The 17,102-nt window shown below is 51.6% G+C and carries 11 protein-coding genes; 7 read left to right on the top strand and 4 right to left on the bottom strand.

The features are described from left to right. Positions 1–5 precede the first annotated feature (5 nt). Positions 6–428 (bottom strand): DUF3293 domain-containing protein, encoded by a 423-nt coding sequence (locus BZG13_RS00955; protein ID WP_077484349.1) that lies wholly within the window; start codon positions 426–428, stop codon positions 6–8. A gap of 434 nt (positions 429–862) precedes the next feature. Here BZG13_RS00955 and arcA point away from each other — a divergent pair, with 434 nt between their 5' ends. Next, on the top strand, positions 863–1,582 hold the full coding sequence (gene arcA / locus BZG13_RS00950; protein WP_077484346.1) for a two-component system response regulator ArcA: 720 nt from the start codon (positions 863–865) through the stop codon (positions 1,580–1,582). A 114-nt stretch (positions 1,583–1,696) separates the two neighbouring features. Here the strand turns inward: arcA and arcB are convergent, their stop codons facing one another. Together arcB and BZG13_RS00940 are read right to left on the bottom strand one after the other, a co-directional pair. Further along, positions 1,697–4,051 carry an aerobic respiration two-component sensor histidine kinase ArcB gene (gene arcB, locus BZG13_RS00945; protein WP_077484344.1) on the bottom strand — a complete coding sequence of 785 codons (2,355 nt, stop codon included), beginning with the start codon at positions 4,049–4,051 and terminating at the stop codon, positions 1,697–1,699. A gap of 9 nt (positions 4,052–4,060) precedes the next feature. Beyond that, complete coding sequence (locus tag BZG13_RS00940) at positions 4,061–5,854, bottom strand: diguanylate cyclase domain-containing protein (protein WP_077484341.1); 1,794 nt, start codon at positions 5,852–5,854, stop codon at positions 4,061–4,063. 614 nt (positions 5,855–6,468) lie between these two features. On the opposite strand from BZG13_RS00940, the gene gltB reads away from it, so the two are divergent. The 6 genes from gltB to BZG13_RS00910 all read left to right on the top strand — a co-directional run bounded on the left by gltB (position 6,469) and on the right by BZG13_RS00910 (position 15,651). Continuing rightward, positions 6,469–10,935, top strand: coding sequence for a glutamate synthase large subunit (gltB, locus tag BZG13_RS00935; RefSeq protein ID WP_077484339.1), 4,467 nt, complete (start codon positions 6,469–6,471; stop codon positions 10,933–10,935). Positions 10,936–10,948: 13 nt separating this feature from the next. After that, positions 10,949–12,361, top strand: a complete 1,413-nt coding sequence (locus BZG13_RS00930) for an FAD-dependent oxidoreductase (protein WP_077484337.1) — start codon at positions 10,949–10,951, stop codon at positions 12,359–12,361. Between the two features lie 129 nt (positions 12,362–12,490). Beyond that, positions 12,491–13,186, top strand: a complete 696-nt coding sequence (gene mtnN / locus BZG13_RS00925) for a 5'-methylthioadenosine/S-adenosylhomocysteine nucleosidase (RefSeq protein ID WP_069363570.1) — start codon at positions 12,491–12,493, stop codon at positions 13,184–13,186. A gap of 12 nt (positions 13,187–13,198) precedes the next feature. Further along, positions 13,199–14,158 (top strand): cobalamin biosynthesis protein, encoded by a 960-nt coding sequence (locus tag BZG13_RS00920; RefSeq protein ID WP_077456566.1) that lies wholly within the window; start codon positions 13,199–13,201, stop codon positions 14,156–14,158. A gap of 12 nt (positions 14,159–14,170) precedes the next feature. Further along, positions 14,171–15,019, top strand: coding sequence for a vitamin B12 ABC transporter substrate-binding protein BtuF (btuF, locus tag BZG13_RS00915; RefSeq protein WP_077484335.1), 849 nt, complete (start codon positions 14,171–14,173; stop codon positions 15,017–15,019). A gap of 20 nt (positions 15,020–15,039) precedes the next feature. Next, positions 15,040–15,651: a TRIC cation channel family protein gene (locus BZG13_RS00910; protein ID WP_077484497.1), complete on the top strand. Its 612-nt coding sequence runs from the start codon at positions 15,040–15,042 to the stop codon at positions 15,649–15,651. Between the two features lie 55 nt (positions 15,652–15,706). Here BZG13_RS00910 and tyrS read toward each other — a convergent pair whose 3' ends face one another. Continuing rightward, on the bottom strand, positions 15,707–16,894 hold the full coding sequence (gene tyrS / locus BZG13_RS00905; protein WP_069363416.1) for a tyrosine--tRNA ligase: 1,188 nt from the start codon (positions 16,892–16,894) through the stop codon (positions 15,707–15,709). Positions 16,895–17,102: the final 208 nt, after the last annotated feature.

The raw sequence follows: 17,102 nt of genomic DNA, 5'->3' as shown, positions 1-17,102 counted from the left end.
AAAATTTAGCGAGTGGGGGCCGTCAACAAGGATGAAAAACGCACGTTCAGTGATTGCGGTGTAAACGTATCCATCAAAACAGGCAACAACCACAAGCTATCATTCTCTATCCAATAGATAGCATTTTGCTGCCATTGTTGCGCCAATAACATCGCTTCGTGCTTATCTAAAGCAACCGCAAAACCCGGTTCATACCAACTCCCATCTGGCGCACCGCCATTCATTGGCCAATAGCGTATCCCTTGTTGCACCATGGCACTTTCCAGCTGATCATTACGCGATTGATTCTCTTTCTCAGATAAAGGTTGGCTACGCGGATTAAATGCGGTAAGAATAGCAAATACGTCGGCATCTGGCGCTTGAGGGGCGTGAAACGCGATCGATTGGTAAGTTTTCCACAATTCTTGCTGGTTATCAGGATCACACATTGTTTACACCTGCTCGTGACTCGTACTATGCTTAATGACTAATTATGCGCGAATATTCATAAAGTTAAGTTAAAACGCGTCGCTAACTGACACTTAACATGCTTTTGATTGGGGTCAATAAAGGATGAAAAAAATCATCAACCCTTATCCTAATATATTGTTAGCGTGCTGTTAAATGAATACAATTGGCGATAATTAATGGATATCAGAGTGATTGGCTTGGTGGTCAACGAACGCCGCCACGCCCCGTCTTAAGCTGGAACTCACGGTGCGTTGTCTAGCATCGACGAACACTTCTCTATGGATGGCGTGCCATATGTTAGTTGCGAGGTTCGCGGTAGACACTCCTCGCATTTTTGTAAATTTTTTTCACAGGCTAGGCGGTCTAGACTGTGAAGTGCAACCGGATTCTATTTAGATATTAGGTATCGCCAATGCAAACCCCGCAAATTCTGATTGTAGAAGATGAACAGGTCACACGTAACACGCTGAAAAGTATCTTTGAAGCGGAAGGTTACAATGTGTTTGAAGCCAGCGATGGCGACGAAATGCATCAAGTCCTGTCTAACCACCATGTTCACCTAGTGATCATGGATATTAACTTGCCAGGCAAAAACGGCTTGCTGCTCGCACGTGAGCTGCGTGAACAAGGCGACATGGCGTTGATGTTCCTCACTGGACGTGACAATGAAGTTGATAAGATCCTCGGACTCGAAATCGGTGCCGATGATTACATTACCAAGCCGTTCAATCCACGCGAACTCACCATCCGTGCGCGTAACCTGCTCACGCGTGCCATGAGCAGTGTCACCGACAGCGACGAGAAGCGTAATGTCGATGTGTATATCTTTAACGGCTGGACACTCGATATCAACAGTCGCTCGCTCATTAACCCGGAAGGGGAAACCTTTAAGCTGCCTCGCTCTGAGTTCCGTGCCCTGCTTCACTTCTGTGAAAACCCAGGCAAAATTCAGACGCGTGCCGAGCTGCTGAAGAAAATGACGGGCCGTGAACTAAAACCGCACGATCGTACCGTGGATGTCACGATCCGCCGGATCCGCAAACATTTCGAATCGCACAATGACACACCTGAAATTATTGCGACCATCCATGGTGAAGGTTATCGCTTCTGCGGTGAAATTGAAGAGCAATAACTTGCTTGAAAACGTGCGGTGAACGTCCCGCAGGATGCAAATAGAGAGCGAAAAGGCGCCTATCCAGCGCCTTTTCTCTTTTTAGACGGGTGAGTGTATCCACCTCAATCCCGGTTACTCTTGCTCATCTAACCAGGCTTTAAGCACATCCAGATCGTGCTGATAACCATCTTTGATTTCATCAATCCAATCAGCAATGTTTTCCCACCAAGCAGGTAATTCGGGGGATTGTGCTTTCTGCGCCACTTTTTGAATATGCTTGAGCCCCACTGATCCCGCGGCACCTTTTATCTTATGCGCCTCAGAGACAATGCCCTCTTGATCTCTTGCCGTCATATTCGAGTCGAGAATGGCGATGTACTCTGGCATGGTTGACTCAAACATTTCAATGCTTTGCTTCACAGGGTCTACCCCTACTAACGCCACGTAACCGGTAAGCATGTCCATATCGAGCAGTCGCTCTGCTTGTTCATTCGCAATAGGACGACTGGGCACAGGATCACTCGCTGTCTCGACATCCGTCATCGTAGTGGATGATAGCGCATGCTGTTCAATCACCTGATTAAGTGCACTCACACTAATGGGTTTACTGATCGCATCGTCCATTCCGTTGGCGAGATAGCTATTTTTATCATTGATAACATTGGCAGTCAGTGCAACTAAAGGGGGCAATTGTACGTACTGCTCACGCCAAGTGGCCGCGATATCAAACCCGGTCATATCGGGCAATTGAATATCGAGCAACGCCAGATCGAACGCGTCAGGCGAGAACACATCTAACGCCGATTGCCCATCACGGGCGACGGTCACCTGATGCCCCAGACTTTCCAGTAAACTGGTGGCAACGGTAACATTGAGTTCAATATCTTCTACCAATAAGATGCGTAGCGTATTCTCCACAGGTGCCAATGCCGGGGTCTCCGCTTCCCCAGGCTCGCTCAGTGGTACACGGAGTGTGACCGTAAAGGTACTCCCCTCGCCTTCTTCACTGTCGAGGGTAATATCTCCCCCCATCAAACGTGCTAATTTGCGCGAGACCGCCAAGCCAATCCCTGTACCAACGGCATGCAGGTTTTCTCCCGCCTGTTTGACTTGGTAATACATGGCAAAAATCTTGTCTTGTTCATCCGCGGGGATCCCGATGCCACTGTCTTCGACTTCGAAACATAAGTCGGCATGGTCCCCTGTCACGTCAGCGCTGACTGTCACGATCACACAGCCTTGCTTGGTAAATTTGACCGCGTTACCGACGAGGTTCCATAGGATTTGTCGCAGCCGCGTGGTATCAACCGCCACATAGTCAGGCAACTCAGTGACCCGTTCAAGTTCAAAGCGTAAGCCCTTTTGCTCGGCCATTAACTCGGAAATATTGTCGATTTCGGTGACAAATTCATTGAAGTCCACGCTGGTGGGATGCAGAGACAGGCGCTTGCGATCGGATTTATCTAAATCAATGATATCGTTAAAAATATTTCCCAGCGTGATCGCACTGACATAAATCGTCCGCAGATAATTACGTTGCTTATCATCCAGGTTTGACTCCAGCAACATGCGACTTAGACCAACAATCCCGTTAAGCGGGGTACGTAATTCATGACTAATGGTGGAAATAAACGCGGTTTTTTCTCGGCTCGCTTTTTCCAGTGCATCTTGGTAGCGCTTACGCTCGGTAATTTCTCGCCCAAACCCAAGCAGCCCAAGGTGCCGGCCATCTCGAGCAAAGAAAGGCACTTTACGTAATTCAAAATAGGCTTTACGCCCGTCTTGATATTCAAGCCATTGCTCATAGGTTATCGACACATTGGCATCAAACACTTGCTGATCGGTTTCTACCACTTTTTCAGCAATATCTTCGCGATAAACGTCCCAAGGTGTCAGCCCTTTGAGTGTTTTCTCGTCATAACCGGTTAGCTCTTCCATCGCTCGGTTACAGCCCGAGAACTGGCCATCAGCATTGCGGTAATAAATCAAATCCGGAGACGCATCGATAAAAGAGCGTAGTAACGCGGTTTGCTCTGCTAGCTCAAGCTGTGCTTTTTCACGCTGATAGACTTCGTTTTCTAGATCTTTAATCGCCTGCTGGCGCGCACTTTCTGCTTTCTCTCGTTCTTCAATTTCCGAGTTGAGTTGCTCAATATTTTCGGTCAGTTGGCGGTTGAGGCGCATATCACGCGCGCGCATCTCTTCCAACTTGGAGACCAGTTTTGATAACCGCTGACGAGACTCTTCCAGCTGATCGACCACCACCGACAAAAAGTAGACTGCCCACGGCGTGATCACTAGGCCAAAGAAAACCGAGCGGATGATATCAATATTTTGAACCGTGCCCTCAAGGACTAAGGTGATCCCCACTTGCACCACCACCGCCAGCGCCACAAGCGCTAAAGCCAGTAGCATGCTAAAACGTACAATCCCTAATTTGACCAGTAAGTCGACGTAATATTGGGCAAGGACTTTAAGTTGTTTCATATAGGCTTATTAACCGCCAGGTTCGAAGTGAATAGATTCAGCCACCGAGGCTCGTTGCGTGGTTGATGGGCGTGAATGAGACGCACCTTGCCGCACACTCACACGATTGCGGCCATGTCGTTTGGCTTGATATAACGCGCGATCAGCAAATTGTACCAAGTCACCATAATCTTGTTCCGGCGCTGGGATCATACAGGCCGCCCCCAGGCTCATCGTTAATTGCTGGGTTGATGCCGCATCCAAGTGCTCGATGTTCGCCGCCAATATCGCTTGCCTCGCCCTTTCGGCCACATCCATCGCGCCATTTAGCCCTGTTTGTGGTAAGACAATCGCAAATTCTTCCCCCCCATAGCGGGCAACCATATCCATCGGGCGATGAACGGACGATTTGAGCGCCTTAGCCACTTGCTGTAAGGCCCAGTCACCTTGCTGGTGGCCATAGTGATCGTTGTAAAGCTTAAAATGATCAATATCGCAGAGAATAAACGCAAGCGGTGTCTGCTCTCTGGCGTGTGAGCGCCAGAGTGTGCTTAATTGCTCGTCAAGACTGCGTCGGTTAGCCACTTGCGTGAGACTATCAACAAAGCTGAGATCTTGCAGTGCCATGATGGCATCGGCTAATTGTTGTTGTGTCTCTTTCCGTTCGGTAATGTCTCGTGCCATCAGCAGCACAGCCGGAGCCAAGGTCACCGGATCTTGAATGCGTGATTTGGTCACCTCATACCAAGTTTGCTCGCCCGTACCGGTTAAAATGACATCTTCATAGGTAATGGTTCCACCCGTTTCCAGCACCTGCTTATCGCGCGCTTTGTGCTGATCAAATATCTCCGGATCCACCACATGTTGCGCGGGAGCATTCTCGAGTGCGTCAATGGTGGTGCCAAGCGCATCCGCATACGCTTGATTGCAAGCAAGGTGGTAATAGTCTTGATCAAAAATGCCGATAGGGTCGACACTGGCTTGGAAAATCGCACTGAGCAAGTTACTTCGCTGCTCCAGCACTTGCTCAACCGAGTGACGTCGTTGTGCTTCTTTTTGTAACCGCTCCTGCATCTGATGCCAATTGGTCACATCATGGCTGATACTCAATGTGCCTATCACTTCCTGCTTGTCATTTTTTAGCGTCGTAATATTGGTTTCCAACAAGCAGCTTTCATCGTGAGGTTGTGTCGCCCAGGTACGCACGGTTCGCGGCTCAGAGAGCGGTTCACCGGCTTGCCAAAGCACAGCCTCCTGCTCACGTCCTTGCCAGAAACGATCAAAGGCGGCGTTCGTGCCTACCACATTGCCCTCCACATCCTGAAAACAGACAAGCTCCGCCAAGGAATTAATCACGCTTAAAAGCACACCTTGTTCTTGTTGCTGCAGGTGCCATTGCGTGTTGGGTTCAGAGGCAGAAAGTGAAATGAGCCAGGCACGCTTACCACAACAGCGGATCGGCAAGCCAGATAAGGTCACCTCAACCCGCACCCGATTTGCGCCCGGGGCGCTTACCTTGGCTTCAACATTAGAAAACGGCTGAGGCCAGCGCTGCGCCACAATAAAGGCGCGCACCGCTTGCTGCTGCTTTTCATTGGCGGTTTTAAATCGGTTATGGCTGCCTACCAGTGAAAAAGAGGCCACACAAGAAGCGTTGGCGTACAAGATATCACCATCATCGGCCGCGACAATCGCATGCGGCGTGTCTAACCCAGCCATGTACACCCGCCAATCGGATAACGCCAGTGTCGATCGACGCGCGCGCCACCCGTAACCGAGCAACACGCCTAACACTAGAACCAAGCTAAAACTAAAAAACCCCATGCCACTCCTGTCTGCCTAATGACTGTCCTTGATCGTATTGACGTAACGCCTCACCGGCGACGTATTTTGCCACAATTTTGATAGAACGCGTGATTGTCCTGTTCACAGCTTTGTGAATATCATTTGTTATTTTATTACATCAATCGACAGTGCTTTTTGCTATGAAAGAGAAGGCATATAACGCACCCTTCTTTATTTCTGCTCAAAGCTAGAATATCTACTCGAATTCACCTTTTATTTAATAATTATTTAACAAAATAGCATAATTGCGAATAGATATTATTTGGCATAATTTCGACAAAAAGAAGAATAATATCAGCAATTTACAATCAAGATGGACGTTGATTACTATGCATAAAGAATGCATATAAAAATTTGACCTTTGCAAGGTTTGCCGTTAATTTGGAAGGTCGCTGAATAGCGCTTTGCCCGTGCACTCTCTGTCAATCCATCGATAAAACAGTGAGTTAGGGAGTAAATGACCGACTTTTCTCGTTAAAAAATCACAACATAACGAGCGCAGAGTCACAAAGCGAAGCTGTTCAGAGTGGTCAGGAGGATCACGACAATAAATGCAATCACTGCGCGTAACGCAGTAGCAAGGGAGAATTGCAATGTCGCTGTACAACCCAATGTTGGAAAAAGATAACTGTGGTTTTGGCCTTATCGCCCATCAAGAGGGGGAGCCCAGCCACAAGCTGGTTCGTACTGCCATCGCTGCACTTGACCGCATGACCCACCGAGGTGGCATCAACTCTGACGGCAAGACAGGCGATGGTTGTGGGCTACTGCTGCAAAAGCCCGACCGCTTTTTCCGCCTTATTGCCGAACAAAATCAATGGAAGCTAAGCCGCCTGTATGCGGTCGGTATGATTTTTCTCAGTGCCGATCCGGCAAAAGCCCAACAAGCCAAACAACGCTTCGAGCAAGAAATCAACGCTGAAACACTCTCAGTGGTGGGATGGCGGACCGTACCGACCAACCCAGATGTACTCGGAGACATCGCCAAACAGTCTCAGCCTGTCATTGAACAAGTGTTTGTTAATGGTCCAGCAGGCTGGCGCGCACGCGATTTAGAGCGACGCCTGTATATTGCGCGCCGCCGTGCAGAAAAAGCCCTGGCAGACGATGCAGACTTTTATGTCACCAGCCTATCCACACAAACCATTGTTTACAAAGGGTTGTGTATGCCAGCGGATCTACCACGCTTTTACACCGATCTCGCGGATCTGCGCTTAGAGTCATCCATCTGTTTGTTCCACCAGCGTTTCAGTACCAATACCCAGCCACGCTGGCCGCTCGCCCAACCCTTTAGATACCTTGCCCACAACGGCGAGATCAACACCATTGAGGGGAACCGTCAGTGGGCGCGTACCCGTGCATACAAGTTTAACTCCCCTCTGTTGCCTGACTTACATCAAGCCGCCCCGTTTGTGAATGAATCAGGCTCTGATTCCTCAAGCCTCGACAACATGATGGAAGTTTTTCTCGCCGGCGGGATGGACTTATTCCGGGCGATGCGCTTACTGGTGCCGCCCGCATGGCAAAATCATCCAGACATGGATGATGAGCTGCGTGCGTTTTACGACTTTAACTCCATGCATATGGAGCCTTGGGACGGGCCAGCCGGTATTGTCATGTCAGACGGCCGCTATGCCGCCTGTAACCTTGATCGCAATGGCTTGCGTCCAGCGCGCTATGTGGTCACCAAAGATAAATTTATTACTCTCGCCTCCGAGATTGGGATTTGGGATTACGCGCCTGATGAGGTGTCAGAAAAAGGCCGCGTGGGGCCCGGTGAGCTTTTAGTGATCGACACCCGCGAAGGGAAGATTTGGCACTCGGGTGAAATCGATGATGAGCTAAAAAGCCGTCACCCGTATCGCGAGTGGTTAGATCAACATGTCCGTCGTCTTACCCCATTCGAAAACTTGGATCCTGATACCAGTGAACGCAGCCGAAACCTTAAAGATGCCCAGCTTAAGACCTATCAAAAGCTGTTTGGGATGTCGAATGAGGAAGTGGACCAGGTCGTCAAAGTGCTGGGCGATATTGGCCAAGAAGCCACTGGCTCCATGGGGGATGATACGCCCATGGCTGTGTTGTCGTCGCGTCCACGCTGTGTCAGCGATTACTTCCGGCAAAAATTTGCCCAGGTGACTAACCCACCGATTGATCCTTTACGTGAAAACCACGTGATGTCTCTGGCCACCTGTATTGGCCGTGAAATGAATGTGTTCTGCGAAACCGATGGCCACGCCGAGCGGGTCGCGTTTAAGTCTCCGGTGCTTTTGTTCTCGGATCTGGTGCAACTGCTCGAGCTAGACGATACCTATTATCGCAACACCATTTTAGATATCAATTACGATCCGAGTGAGAAAGATCTTCACCAAGCCATCCTCGATTTATGCGATCAGGCCGAGCGCTGTGTCCGTGATGGGACGGTTTTGGTGGTGCTTTCTGACCGCAGCATCAATAAAGAGACACTTCCGATCCCTGCCGCCATGGCCGTCGGTGCGGTGCAAAAGCGCTTGGTTAACCAAAACCTGCGCTGTGATGCCAATATCATTATCGAAACCGGCAGCGCCCGTGACCCGCATCAGTTTGCGGTGTTGCTCGGGTTTGGTGCCACGGCGGTTTATCCTTACTTAGCCTATGAAACACTGGCGAATTTGGTCGATATTGGTGCCGTCGATAAGCCTTATCGCGATGTGATGGTCAACTTCCGTAATGGCATCAATAAAGGCCTGTACAAGATCATGTCAAAAATGGGGATTTCAACCATTGCCTCTTATCGTTGCTCACAGCTGTTTGAGGCGGTTGGCTTGCACCAGGATGTGATTGAGCTTTGCTTTAAAGGCGTGGCTAGCCGCATTCAAGGGGCCAACTTTGATGATTTCCAACAAGATTTGATCAACCTATCTCGCCGAGCGTGGATCAAGCGCAAACCGCTTGAGCACGGTGGTTTACTCAAGTATGTCCACGATGGCGAATACCACGCGTACAATCCAGACGTGGTCACCAACTTGCAAAGCGCGGTGCGTTCTGGCGAGACCATGGACTACAAGACCTACGCCAACACCGTGAACCAGCGCCCTGTGGCGACCTTGCGCGATTTAATGCAACTGAAAAAAACCGCCTCACCGCTCGCGCTCGAGCGCGTAGAGCCAGCCACGGAGCTGTTCAAACGGTTTGACTCGGCGGCGATGTCTATCGGTGCCTTAAGCCCGGAAGCGCACGAAGCGCTGGCTATTGCGATGAACCGTCTTGGTGGCCACTCTAACTCGGGCGAAGGGGGGGAAGATCCACGTCGTTTCAATAGCGAGCGCAATTCACGCATCAAACAGATTGCATCGGGGCGCTTTGGCGTCACCCCCCATTACTTGACCAATGCGGATGTGCTGCAAATCAAGGTCGCGCAAGGTGCCAAACCGGGTGAAGGCGGACAACTGCCTGGCCATAAGGTCACCGCAGAAATTGCTAAACTGCGTTTCTCCGTCCCCGGCGTGACCTTGATTTCGCCCCCACCACACCATGATATTTACTCGATTGAGGATTTGGCCCAGCTGATCTTCGATTTAAAACAAGTGAACCCACAAGCACTCGTGTCAGTCAAGCTGGTTTCAGAACCCGGTGTTGGCACCATTGCCACTGGGGTCGCCAAAGCATATGCCGACCTGATTACTATCTCAGGGTATGACGGTGGAACAGGCGCAAGCCCGCTCACCTCGGTGAAATATGCCGGCAGCCCATGGGAATTGGGTCTCGCTGAAACCCAGCAAGCACTGGTTGAAAACGGCTTACGCCATAAGATCCGTTTACAAGTCGATGGGGGACTAAAAACCGGTTTAGACATCGTCAAAGCGGCTATCTTAGGCGCAGAAAGCTTTGGCTTTGGGACTGCCCCTATGGTGGCACTTGGCTGTAAATATCTTCGTATTTGCCACCTCAATAACTGTGCCACCGGGGTCGCGACCCAGGATGAAACCTTGCGTAGTGAGCACTTCAAAGGCCTTCCCGAGCAAGTGATGAACTTCTTCAAAGGCCTAGGGGAAGAAGTGCGCGAGCTACTGGCCGAACTGGGCGTGGAAAAGCTCACCGATCTGATTGGCCGTACCGACCTCCTGGAAGCCGTCGATGGCTTTACCGCCAAGCAACTGAAGCTTGATTTGAGCCATATTCTCGATGCGCCGACGCCATGGCCCGGTAAGACCTTGTATTGCAGTGAGCCTAACACACCATTTGATAAAGCCGAGCTGAACCAAGCACTACTTGGTGAACTGGGTGAAGCCATTGCCGCTAACCACAGTGCCAGCATCTACAAATCGGTTCGTAATACCGACCGTTCAGTCGGTGCCAGCTTGTCTGGCGCAATTGCCAAACGTTACGGCAATACCGGGATGGCTGCCAACCCACTGGATGTGCAGCTGCAAGGGACCGCCGGCCAGTCTCTCGGGGTATGGAATGCCGCGGGGGTGAACATCACCCTTATCGGGGATGCCAACGACTACGTCGGAAAAGGCATGAGCGGCGGACAAATAGTGATCCGCCCCCCTGTCGGCTCAGCATTTGCCAGCCACGAGTCCACCATCATGGGTAACACCTGCTTATACGGTGCGACGGGGGGTAAATTGTTTGCAGCGGGTAAAGCCGGTGAGCGCTTTGCGGTGCGTAACTCTGGCGTCCATGCCATCGTGGAAGGCGCGGGCGACAATGCGTGTGAATACATGACGGGGGGTGTAGTGGCCATTCTCGGTCGCACTGGGGTCAACTTTGGCGCCGGGATGACCGGTGGTTTTGCCTATGTACTGGATGAGCAGGGCGACTTCCATGCCCATATCAATCCTGAATTAGTCGAGGCACTGTCACTTGAGACACTCACTATCCATCAAGAGCATTTACGTGGATTGATTGCGCAACATCTTGAGCTGACCGGCTCGGATCGTGCACAACAGCTGCTGGATGCGTTCGATCATTGGGTTCACCGCTTCTACTTGGTTAAACCCAAGGCGGCAGATGTGAATACGCTGTTAGGCCATCAAAGTCGCAGCGCGACCGAGTTGCGCGTTCAGGCGCAGTAAAAAGGAGGGACCCATGAGCCAGAACATCTATCAGTTTATTGATGTACAACGCATTGACCCGCGTAAGAAAGCGATTGAAACGCGCAAAATTGAGTTCGTCGAAATCTACGAACCCTTCACCGAAAAGGAAGTATCAGCACAAGCCGATCGCTGCCTTGATTGCGGTAACCCGTATTGCGAATGGAAGTGCCCGGTACATAACTATATCCCTCAATGGCTGGAACTTGCCAACCAAGGGCGGATAATTGAAGCGGTAGAGTTATCACACCAAACCAATAGCTTGCCCGAGGTATGTGGCCGTGTCTGTCCACAAGACCGTCTGTGCGAGGGTGACTGCACCCTCAACGACGACTTTGGCGCCGTCACCATCGGCAATGTCGAAAAGTACATCACGGACAAAGCCTTTGAAATGGGCTGGAAGCCTGACATGTCACACGTCGAGTGGACAGACAAAAAGGTCGCCGTGATTGGTGCCGGCCCAGCGGGGCTCGCCTGCGCTGATGTGCTGGTCCGCAACGGGGTCAAACCCGTGGTCTTTGACCGCTACCCAGAAATTGGAGGCTTGCTCACTTTTGGCATTCCATCGTTTAAGCTCGAAAAAGATGTGATGCGACATCGCCAGCGCGTCTTTACCGAGATGGGCGTTAAGTTTCGCCTTAACACCGAAGTGGGCAAAGATATTGACATGCAAACCTTGGTTAACGACTACGATGCCGTTTTCTTAGGGGTAGGTACCTACAAGTACATGCGTGCAGGGCTGGCTAATGAAGATGCACCTGGCGTCTTTGATGCGCTGCCCTTCTTAGTCTCCAATACTTACAAGGTGATGGCACTGGATAACGCCCCACCGTTCATCGATATGGCCGGTAAACGTGTGGTGGTACTCGGCGGCGGGGATACAGCGATGGACTGTGTTCGGACCTCTATTCGCCAACAAGCCGCCAGTGTCACCTGTGCCTACCGTCGGGATGAGGAAAACATGCCTGGCTCGCGCCGTGAGGTGAAAAATGCCCGCGAAGAAGGGGTGAACTTTATGTTCAACCTGCAACCGCTGGGGATTGAAGTTGACGGTAACGGCAATGTGAGTGGGGTTACTGTGGTAAAAACCCAGCTCGGAGCGCCTGATGCCGCGGGTCGCCGCCGCCCAGAGCCGATTGAAGGCAGTGAGCATGTGCTGGAAGCGGATGCGGTGATCATGGCCTTCGGTTTCCAGCCGCACGCAATGGAATGGCTAGAACCCTACGACGTCGCTCTTGATGAGCGCGGGCGAATCCAAGCGCCCGCCAAAGGGGATATCTTATACCAAACCACGAACCCCAAAATTTTTGCCGGGGGCGATGCGGTGCGCGGCTCCGATTTGGTGGTAACGGCTATTGATGAAGGTCGCAAAGCCGCGGACGGCATCATGGACTACTTAGAAGTATAACGCGGGCGACATCCCGTTTGATATCCTTCACGTAGACATCGATGTTATCGATCCAGAAGTGCCTCGAAGGAGGCACTTTTTTATTGCCTCATGTACACTAACGGCATTTACACCAACAGGGTTATCAGCATGAAAATCGGTATTATTGGCGCCATGGAGCAAGAAGTCACTCTACTGCGCGACAAGCTGGAAAATAGCGCCACTCATCAAGAAGGCGGCTGCACCTTTTATACGGGCACTTTGCAAGGCCATGATATCGTGTTACTTCAGTCTGGCATCGGTAAAGTTGCCGCTGCCGTTGGTACCAGTTTGCTGCTATCACAATTCAAGCCCGATTGGGTGATCAACACAGGGTCGGCCGGTGCGTTTGAGCCTTCACTCAATCTGGGTGATGTGGTGGTGTCTTCAAAAGTCTGTTATCACGATGCAGATGCCACTGCATTCGGCTATCAAATGGGACAAGTGCCGCAGCAACCAGCAGTCTTCGAGTCCGATGAAGCGTTAATGCAACTCGCGGAAAAAGCCGTGGACAGCCAAACACATGTGGTGCGCGGCTTGATCTGTACCGCCGATACCTTTGTCCACACCGAGGCCCACCGCCAACATATCCATACCCACTTCCCAGATGCGGTGGCCGCCGAAATGGAAGCGGCAGCGATCGCGCAAGTGTGTGCCCAGTTTGCCACGCCTTTTGTGGTGGTGCGTGCTATCTCGGATGTGGTCGCCGAAAAAGAGTCACCCATGACCTTTGAAGAGTTTCTGCCGTTAGCGGCCAAAAGCTCATCGGCCATGGTGGAAAACATGGTCACAATGATCGACGCCTAATCGCACGCCCCCATGGATGATTTGCTCAATCCGCAACAATGGATGATCTACGCCGCCGACCAAGGACGCTTATGGGCACTGTGGTTGGCGGTATTCGTGCACTGGCTACTCCCATTGCCCGGTCAATACTCCCCGTTTCAATACTGGCGGCAGTATGCCGACTTGCTCGCGAGCCAAGTCAACAAAGACACAGACCCTAAGCGCCAGCGTAAGCTTGCCGGTGCGCTCGCCTTAATCTTGATGGGTGGCACCCTCGCGATTTTTTTAATCGCCACCCGCGAGCTGGTGTGGTCACGCCCCCTGTTCGATGCCATATTGCTCTGGCTCGCACTTGATTGGCGACCGATCGATAAGTTTGGCCATGCCATCGCCCATGCAATAGACCAACATGACAAAGGCGCAGCGCGCGCGTTGCTCGCCACCCGCGTCAACCGTGAAACCGAGTCTCTGTCATTGATTGGAATAGGGAAAGCGGCAGCGGAAACACTGCTTCTCGGCACCGCGCGACACTGTGTTTGCGTGATATTTTATTATTTGCTGGCAGGCGGCGTAGGTGCCTTGCTGTACACCAGCTTGGTACACCTTCACCGCGTTTGGACCCCAAGCCGCTTAAGCTACTACCCATTTGGCTTGGCCAGTGCCCGCTTATTGAACCTGTTGGATATAGTGCCAATGGGGCTGTTTGCGATGATCGTGGCAATGAGCCGTCAACCTTGGTCACACCTGAAAACCGGCTGGCAGCAGGGCAGACGCTGGCGAACGCTTGGATCAGGTTGGCTACTCGCCTGCGCGGGCAGTCGCTTCCAGCTCTCTCTAGGCGGCCCAGCCGTCTATCAAGGCACCAAGACCTTGAGAACCAAAATTGGCTATGGGGTCACCCCTGCTTGTTATCACCTTTTATTGCTGCGCTTGAAGTTAACCCACAGTGTTTTAATCTGGCTCGGGTTATGCTCTTTGGTTTTAATCGTTTAAGGACACTGATTGATGCCGCGTTTTCGTGCCCTTTTTACCCTTTTTCGCTTGCAAGCTTGGTGGCTTGTCTTGGCTTTAATATGGATGCCTTTTGCACACGCCACCCCGCTGCGAGTGATTAGCCTCGCTCCCCACGCCACCGAGCTAGCTTATGCCGCTGGGCTGGGTCCTAATATGGTCGCCGCCAGTGCTTACAGTGATTATCCGCAGCCAGCGCAATCGCTTGAACGCGTGGCCAACTATCGGGGCGTCAAACTCGAGCGCATTATCGCCCTGCAACCCGATCTTATTTTAGCTTGGCGCGGCGGGAACCCACCCAAACCTCTGGAAGCACTGGCGGAATTAGGCTTTACCATCCGTTACCTCAACCCCAACACGCTCAGTGATATTAGTCAGTTTATTCGCGAGCTTGGCGATTACAGCGAGAGCCCAGACATTGCCACGCGCAATGCCAACGCCTTTGATCAAAAACTGGCGCAATTAAACGCCCAATACCGCGATGCAGAGCCCGTTCCCTACTTTTATTTGCTCAGTGACACGCCTCTGATGACCGCCAGTAACCGCGCTTGGCCGAGTCAGTTATTTCGCTTGTGTGGCGGGAAAAATATCTTCGCCGATAGCGCCGCCGCCTATCCACAAGTCAATATGGAGCAAGTCATCACACGTACCCCCAAGGTGCTTTTCCACACGGGCGAGCAGCCACCAGACAGTTGGGATTCGATGGCCGACTTTCTGCCTAATACGACGCACCAGTTTACTTGGCCACTTAACCCGGATTGGCTCACTCGCGCGACCCCTCGCGCATTAAACGCGGCCGAGCAAATTTGTACCGCCCTCGATAAAGTCCGTCAGGCGCAATAGGATTTAGCATGACTCAGACCATGATTTTGTATTTATTCGACTTATTCGGTACGGCCGTGTTCGCGATTTCCGGTGTGCTGGTGGCGGGTCGTTTACGTATGGATCCCTTTGGTGTAGTGGTTCTCGCCTGTGCCACCGCTATAGGCGGCGGGACAGTCCGAGATATGGCAATCGGTGCCACACCGGCATTTTGGATTACCGACACCACCTATATTTGGGTGATATTGGCCACCTGTGTCGCCACTATGCTACTTATTCGTCACCCTCGCCGTCTTCCCTGGTACGTGTTGCCTTGCGCCGATGCTGTTGGGCTGGCGGTCTTTGTGGGTATCGGCGTCGACAAGGCCCTCAGTTATGGCGCATCTCCTTTGGTGGCGGTGATCATGGGCGTGATTACCGCCTGTGGTGGCGGCATTATTCGTGATGTGCTCGCGCGCGAAGTGCCTATGGTGCTGAGAACAGAAGTCTATGCCACCGCCTGTATTGCCGGCGGTATCGTTCACACCCTCGTCGTTCAAGTCAGCCCAGACACTGTCACGGCCTCTATTGTCGGTATGGTCACCACACTATTGATTCGCTTAGCGGCGATCCGCTGGCATTTATCGTTACCGCCGTTCGCACTAGACCGCTAAATAAAAAGCCCTTGCGTCATGGCAAGGGCTTTCTTAGTTGACGCATACAAGGTATTTAGCTGAGCGTCACCCGAGCAAACTTGCGCTTGCCCACTTGGTAAACGGCTTCACCGGCGGCTGGCACAAGCTTGGTATCTTCAACCTTTTCACCATCAATTTTCACCGCGCCTTGGCGAACCATACGCAGTGCATCAGAGGTGGAATTAACCAGCCCAGCTTCTTTTAACAGATTAGCAATTGCCATACCTTGCTCGAAGGTAAAGCTTGGCATCTCATCCGGCATTGCGCCTTTTTGGAAACGATTGACGAACGTTTGTTCAGCGGCATCAGCATCGGCGTCGGAGTGGAAGCGCGCGATGATTTCTTTGGCTAGCAAGATCTTAATATCACGCGGGTTTTTCCCGGCTTGTACGTCTTGCTTAAACTGCGCTACCTCCTCAAGTGGGCGGAAAGACAGCAGCTCATAGTAATCCCACATCAGATCGTCAGAAATCGACATGATCTTACCGAACATGTCATCCGGGCGCTCGCTTACACCAATGTAGTTATGTGCTGACTTAGACATCTTTTTCACACCGTCTAATCCAACCAGTAGTGGCATGGTCATCACCACTTGCGGGCTTTGTCCTGCTTGTTTTTGCAGCTCACGCCCCATCAGCAAGTTGAATTTTTGATCGGTGCCGCCCAACTCAACATCCGCTTCTAGCGCGACGGAGTCGTGCCCTTGAAGCAGTGGGTAGATGAACTCATGGATAGCAATGGCTTGGTTGCTGGTATAGCGCTTTTTAAAGTCATCACGCTCAAGCATACGAGCCACGGTAGAGCTTGCTGCCAAACGGATCATGCCATCTGTGCCCAGCTCTCCTAGCCATTTCGAGTTAAATTCGATACGCGTTTTCGCCGGATCCAGAATTTTGAACACCTGCTCTTTGTAGGTCTCTGCGTTTTGCAGCACCTGCTCACGCGTCAAAGGCGGACGGGTTGTATTTTTACCACTTGGGTCACCTACCATACCGGTATAGTCGCCAATCAAGAAGATCACTTCGTGGCCAAGCGCTTGAAAAGCTCGCAGCTTATTAAGGATCACTGTGTGACCCAGGTGGATATCGGGTGCGGTGGGATCCGCGCCAAGTTTGATGCGAAGAGGACGATCCTCTTTCAGCTTCGCCACCAGCTCGTCTTCCGGGATTACTTCATCTACGCCACGTTTTAGCTCTGCTAGCGCGGCTTCCAGGCTCGCCATAGTCTCTTGCTCCTACCCAATAGGCAAAAATGTGATAAACCGACATATTACTCGAATAGCGACAGTTTTTGAAACCAGTTAAACTGATAGAGTGTGTACAAGGTGCGCGCAGCGGCTGCCGTCAAAAGATGTATGTGGTCTTTGTGTCAGCCGTGTCAAATCTACTTCAGGGCATCATCCCCAATAAAACCGATTGGGTGTCTGACTG

Origin of the sequence: Salinivibrio sp. ML323, from assembly GCF_001995745.1 — a bacterium.
GTDB lineage: Bacteria > Pseudomonadota > Gammaproteobacteria > Enterobacterales > Vibrionaceae > Salinivibrio > Salinivibrio kushneri.
This window is presented reverse-complemented; position numbering and strand designations above follow the sequence as displayed.

What these genes read in the sequence shown, in the direction of transcription:
- tyrS (WP_069363416.1), bottom strand. Translation starts at nt 16,894, where the DNA reads ATGGCGAGCCTGGAAGCCGCGCTAGCAGAGCTAAAACGTGGCGTAGAT.
- gltB (WP_077484339.1), top strand. Translation starts at nt 6,469, where the DNA reads ATGTCGCTGTACAACCCAATGTTGGAAAAAGATAACTGTGGTTTTGGC.
- BZG13_RS00955 (WP_077484349.1), bottom strand. Translation starts at nt 428, where the DNA reads ATGTGTGATCCTGATAACCAGCAAGAATTGTGGAAAACTTACCAATCG.
- btuF (WP_077484335.1), top strand. Translation starts at nt 14,171, where the DNA reads ATGCCGCGTTTTCGTGCCCTTTTTACCCTTTTTCGCTTGCAAGCTTGG.
- BZG13_RS00920 (WP_077456566.1), top strand. Translation starts at nt 13,199, where the DNA reads ATGGATGATTTGCTCAATCCGCAACAATGGATGATCTACGCCGCCGAC.
- arcB (WP_077484344.1), bottom strand. Translation starts at nt 4,051, where the DNA reads ATGAAACAACTTAAAGTCCTTGCCCAATATTACGTCGACTTACTGGTC.
- BZG13_RS00940 (WP_077484341.1), bottom strand. Translation starts at nt 5,854, where the DNA reads ATGGGGTTTTTTAGTTTTAGCTTGGTTCTAGTGTTAGGCGTGTTGCTC.
- arcA (WP_077484346.1), top strand. Translation starts at nt 863, where the DNA reads ATGCAAACCCCGCAAATTCTGATTGTAGAAGATGAACAGGTCACACGT.
- BZG13_RS00930 (WP_077484337.1), top strand. Translation starts at nt 10,949, where the DNA reads ATGAGCCAGAACATCTATCAGTTTATTGATGTACAACGCATTGACCCG.
- BZG13_RS00910 (WP_077484497.1), top strand. Translation starts at nt 15,040, where the DNA reads ATGATTTTGTATTTATTCGACTTATTCGGTACGGCCGTGTTCGCGATT.
- mtnN (WP_069363570.1), top strand. Translation starts at nt 12,491, where the DNA reads ATGAAAATCGGTATTATTGGCGCCATGGAGCAAGAAGTCACTCTACTG.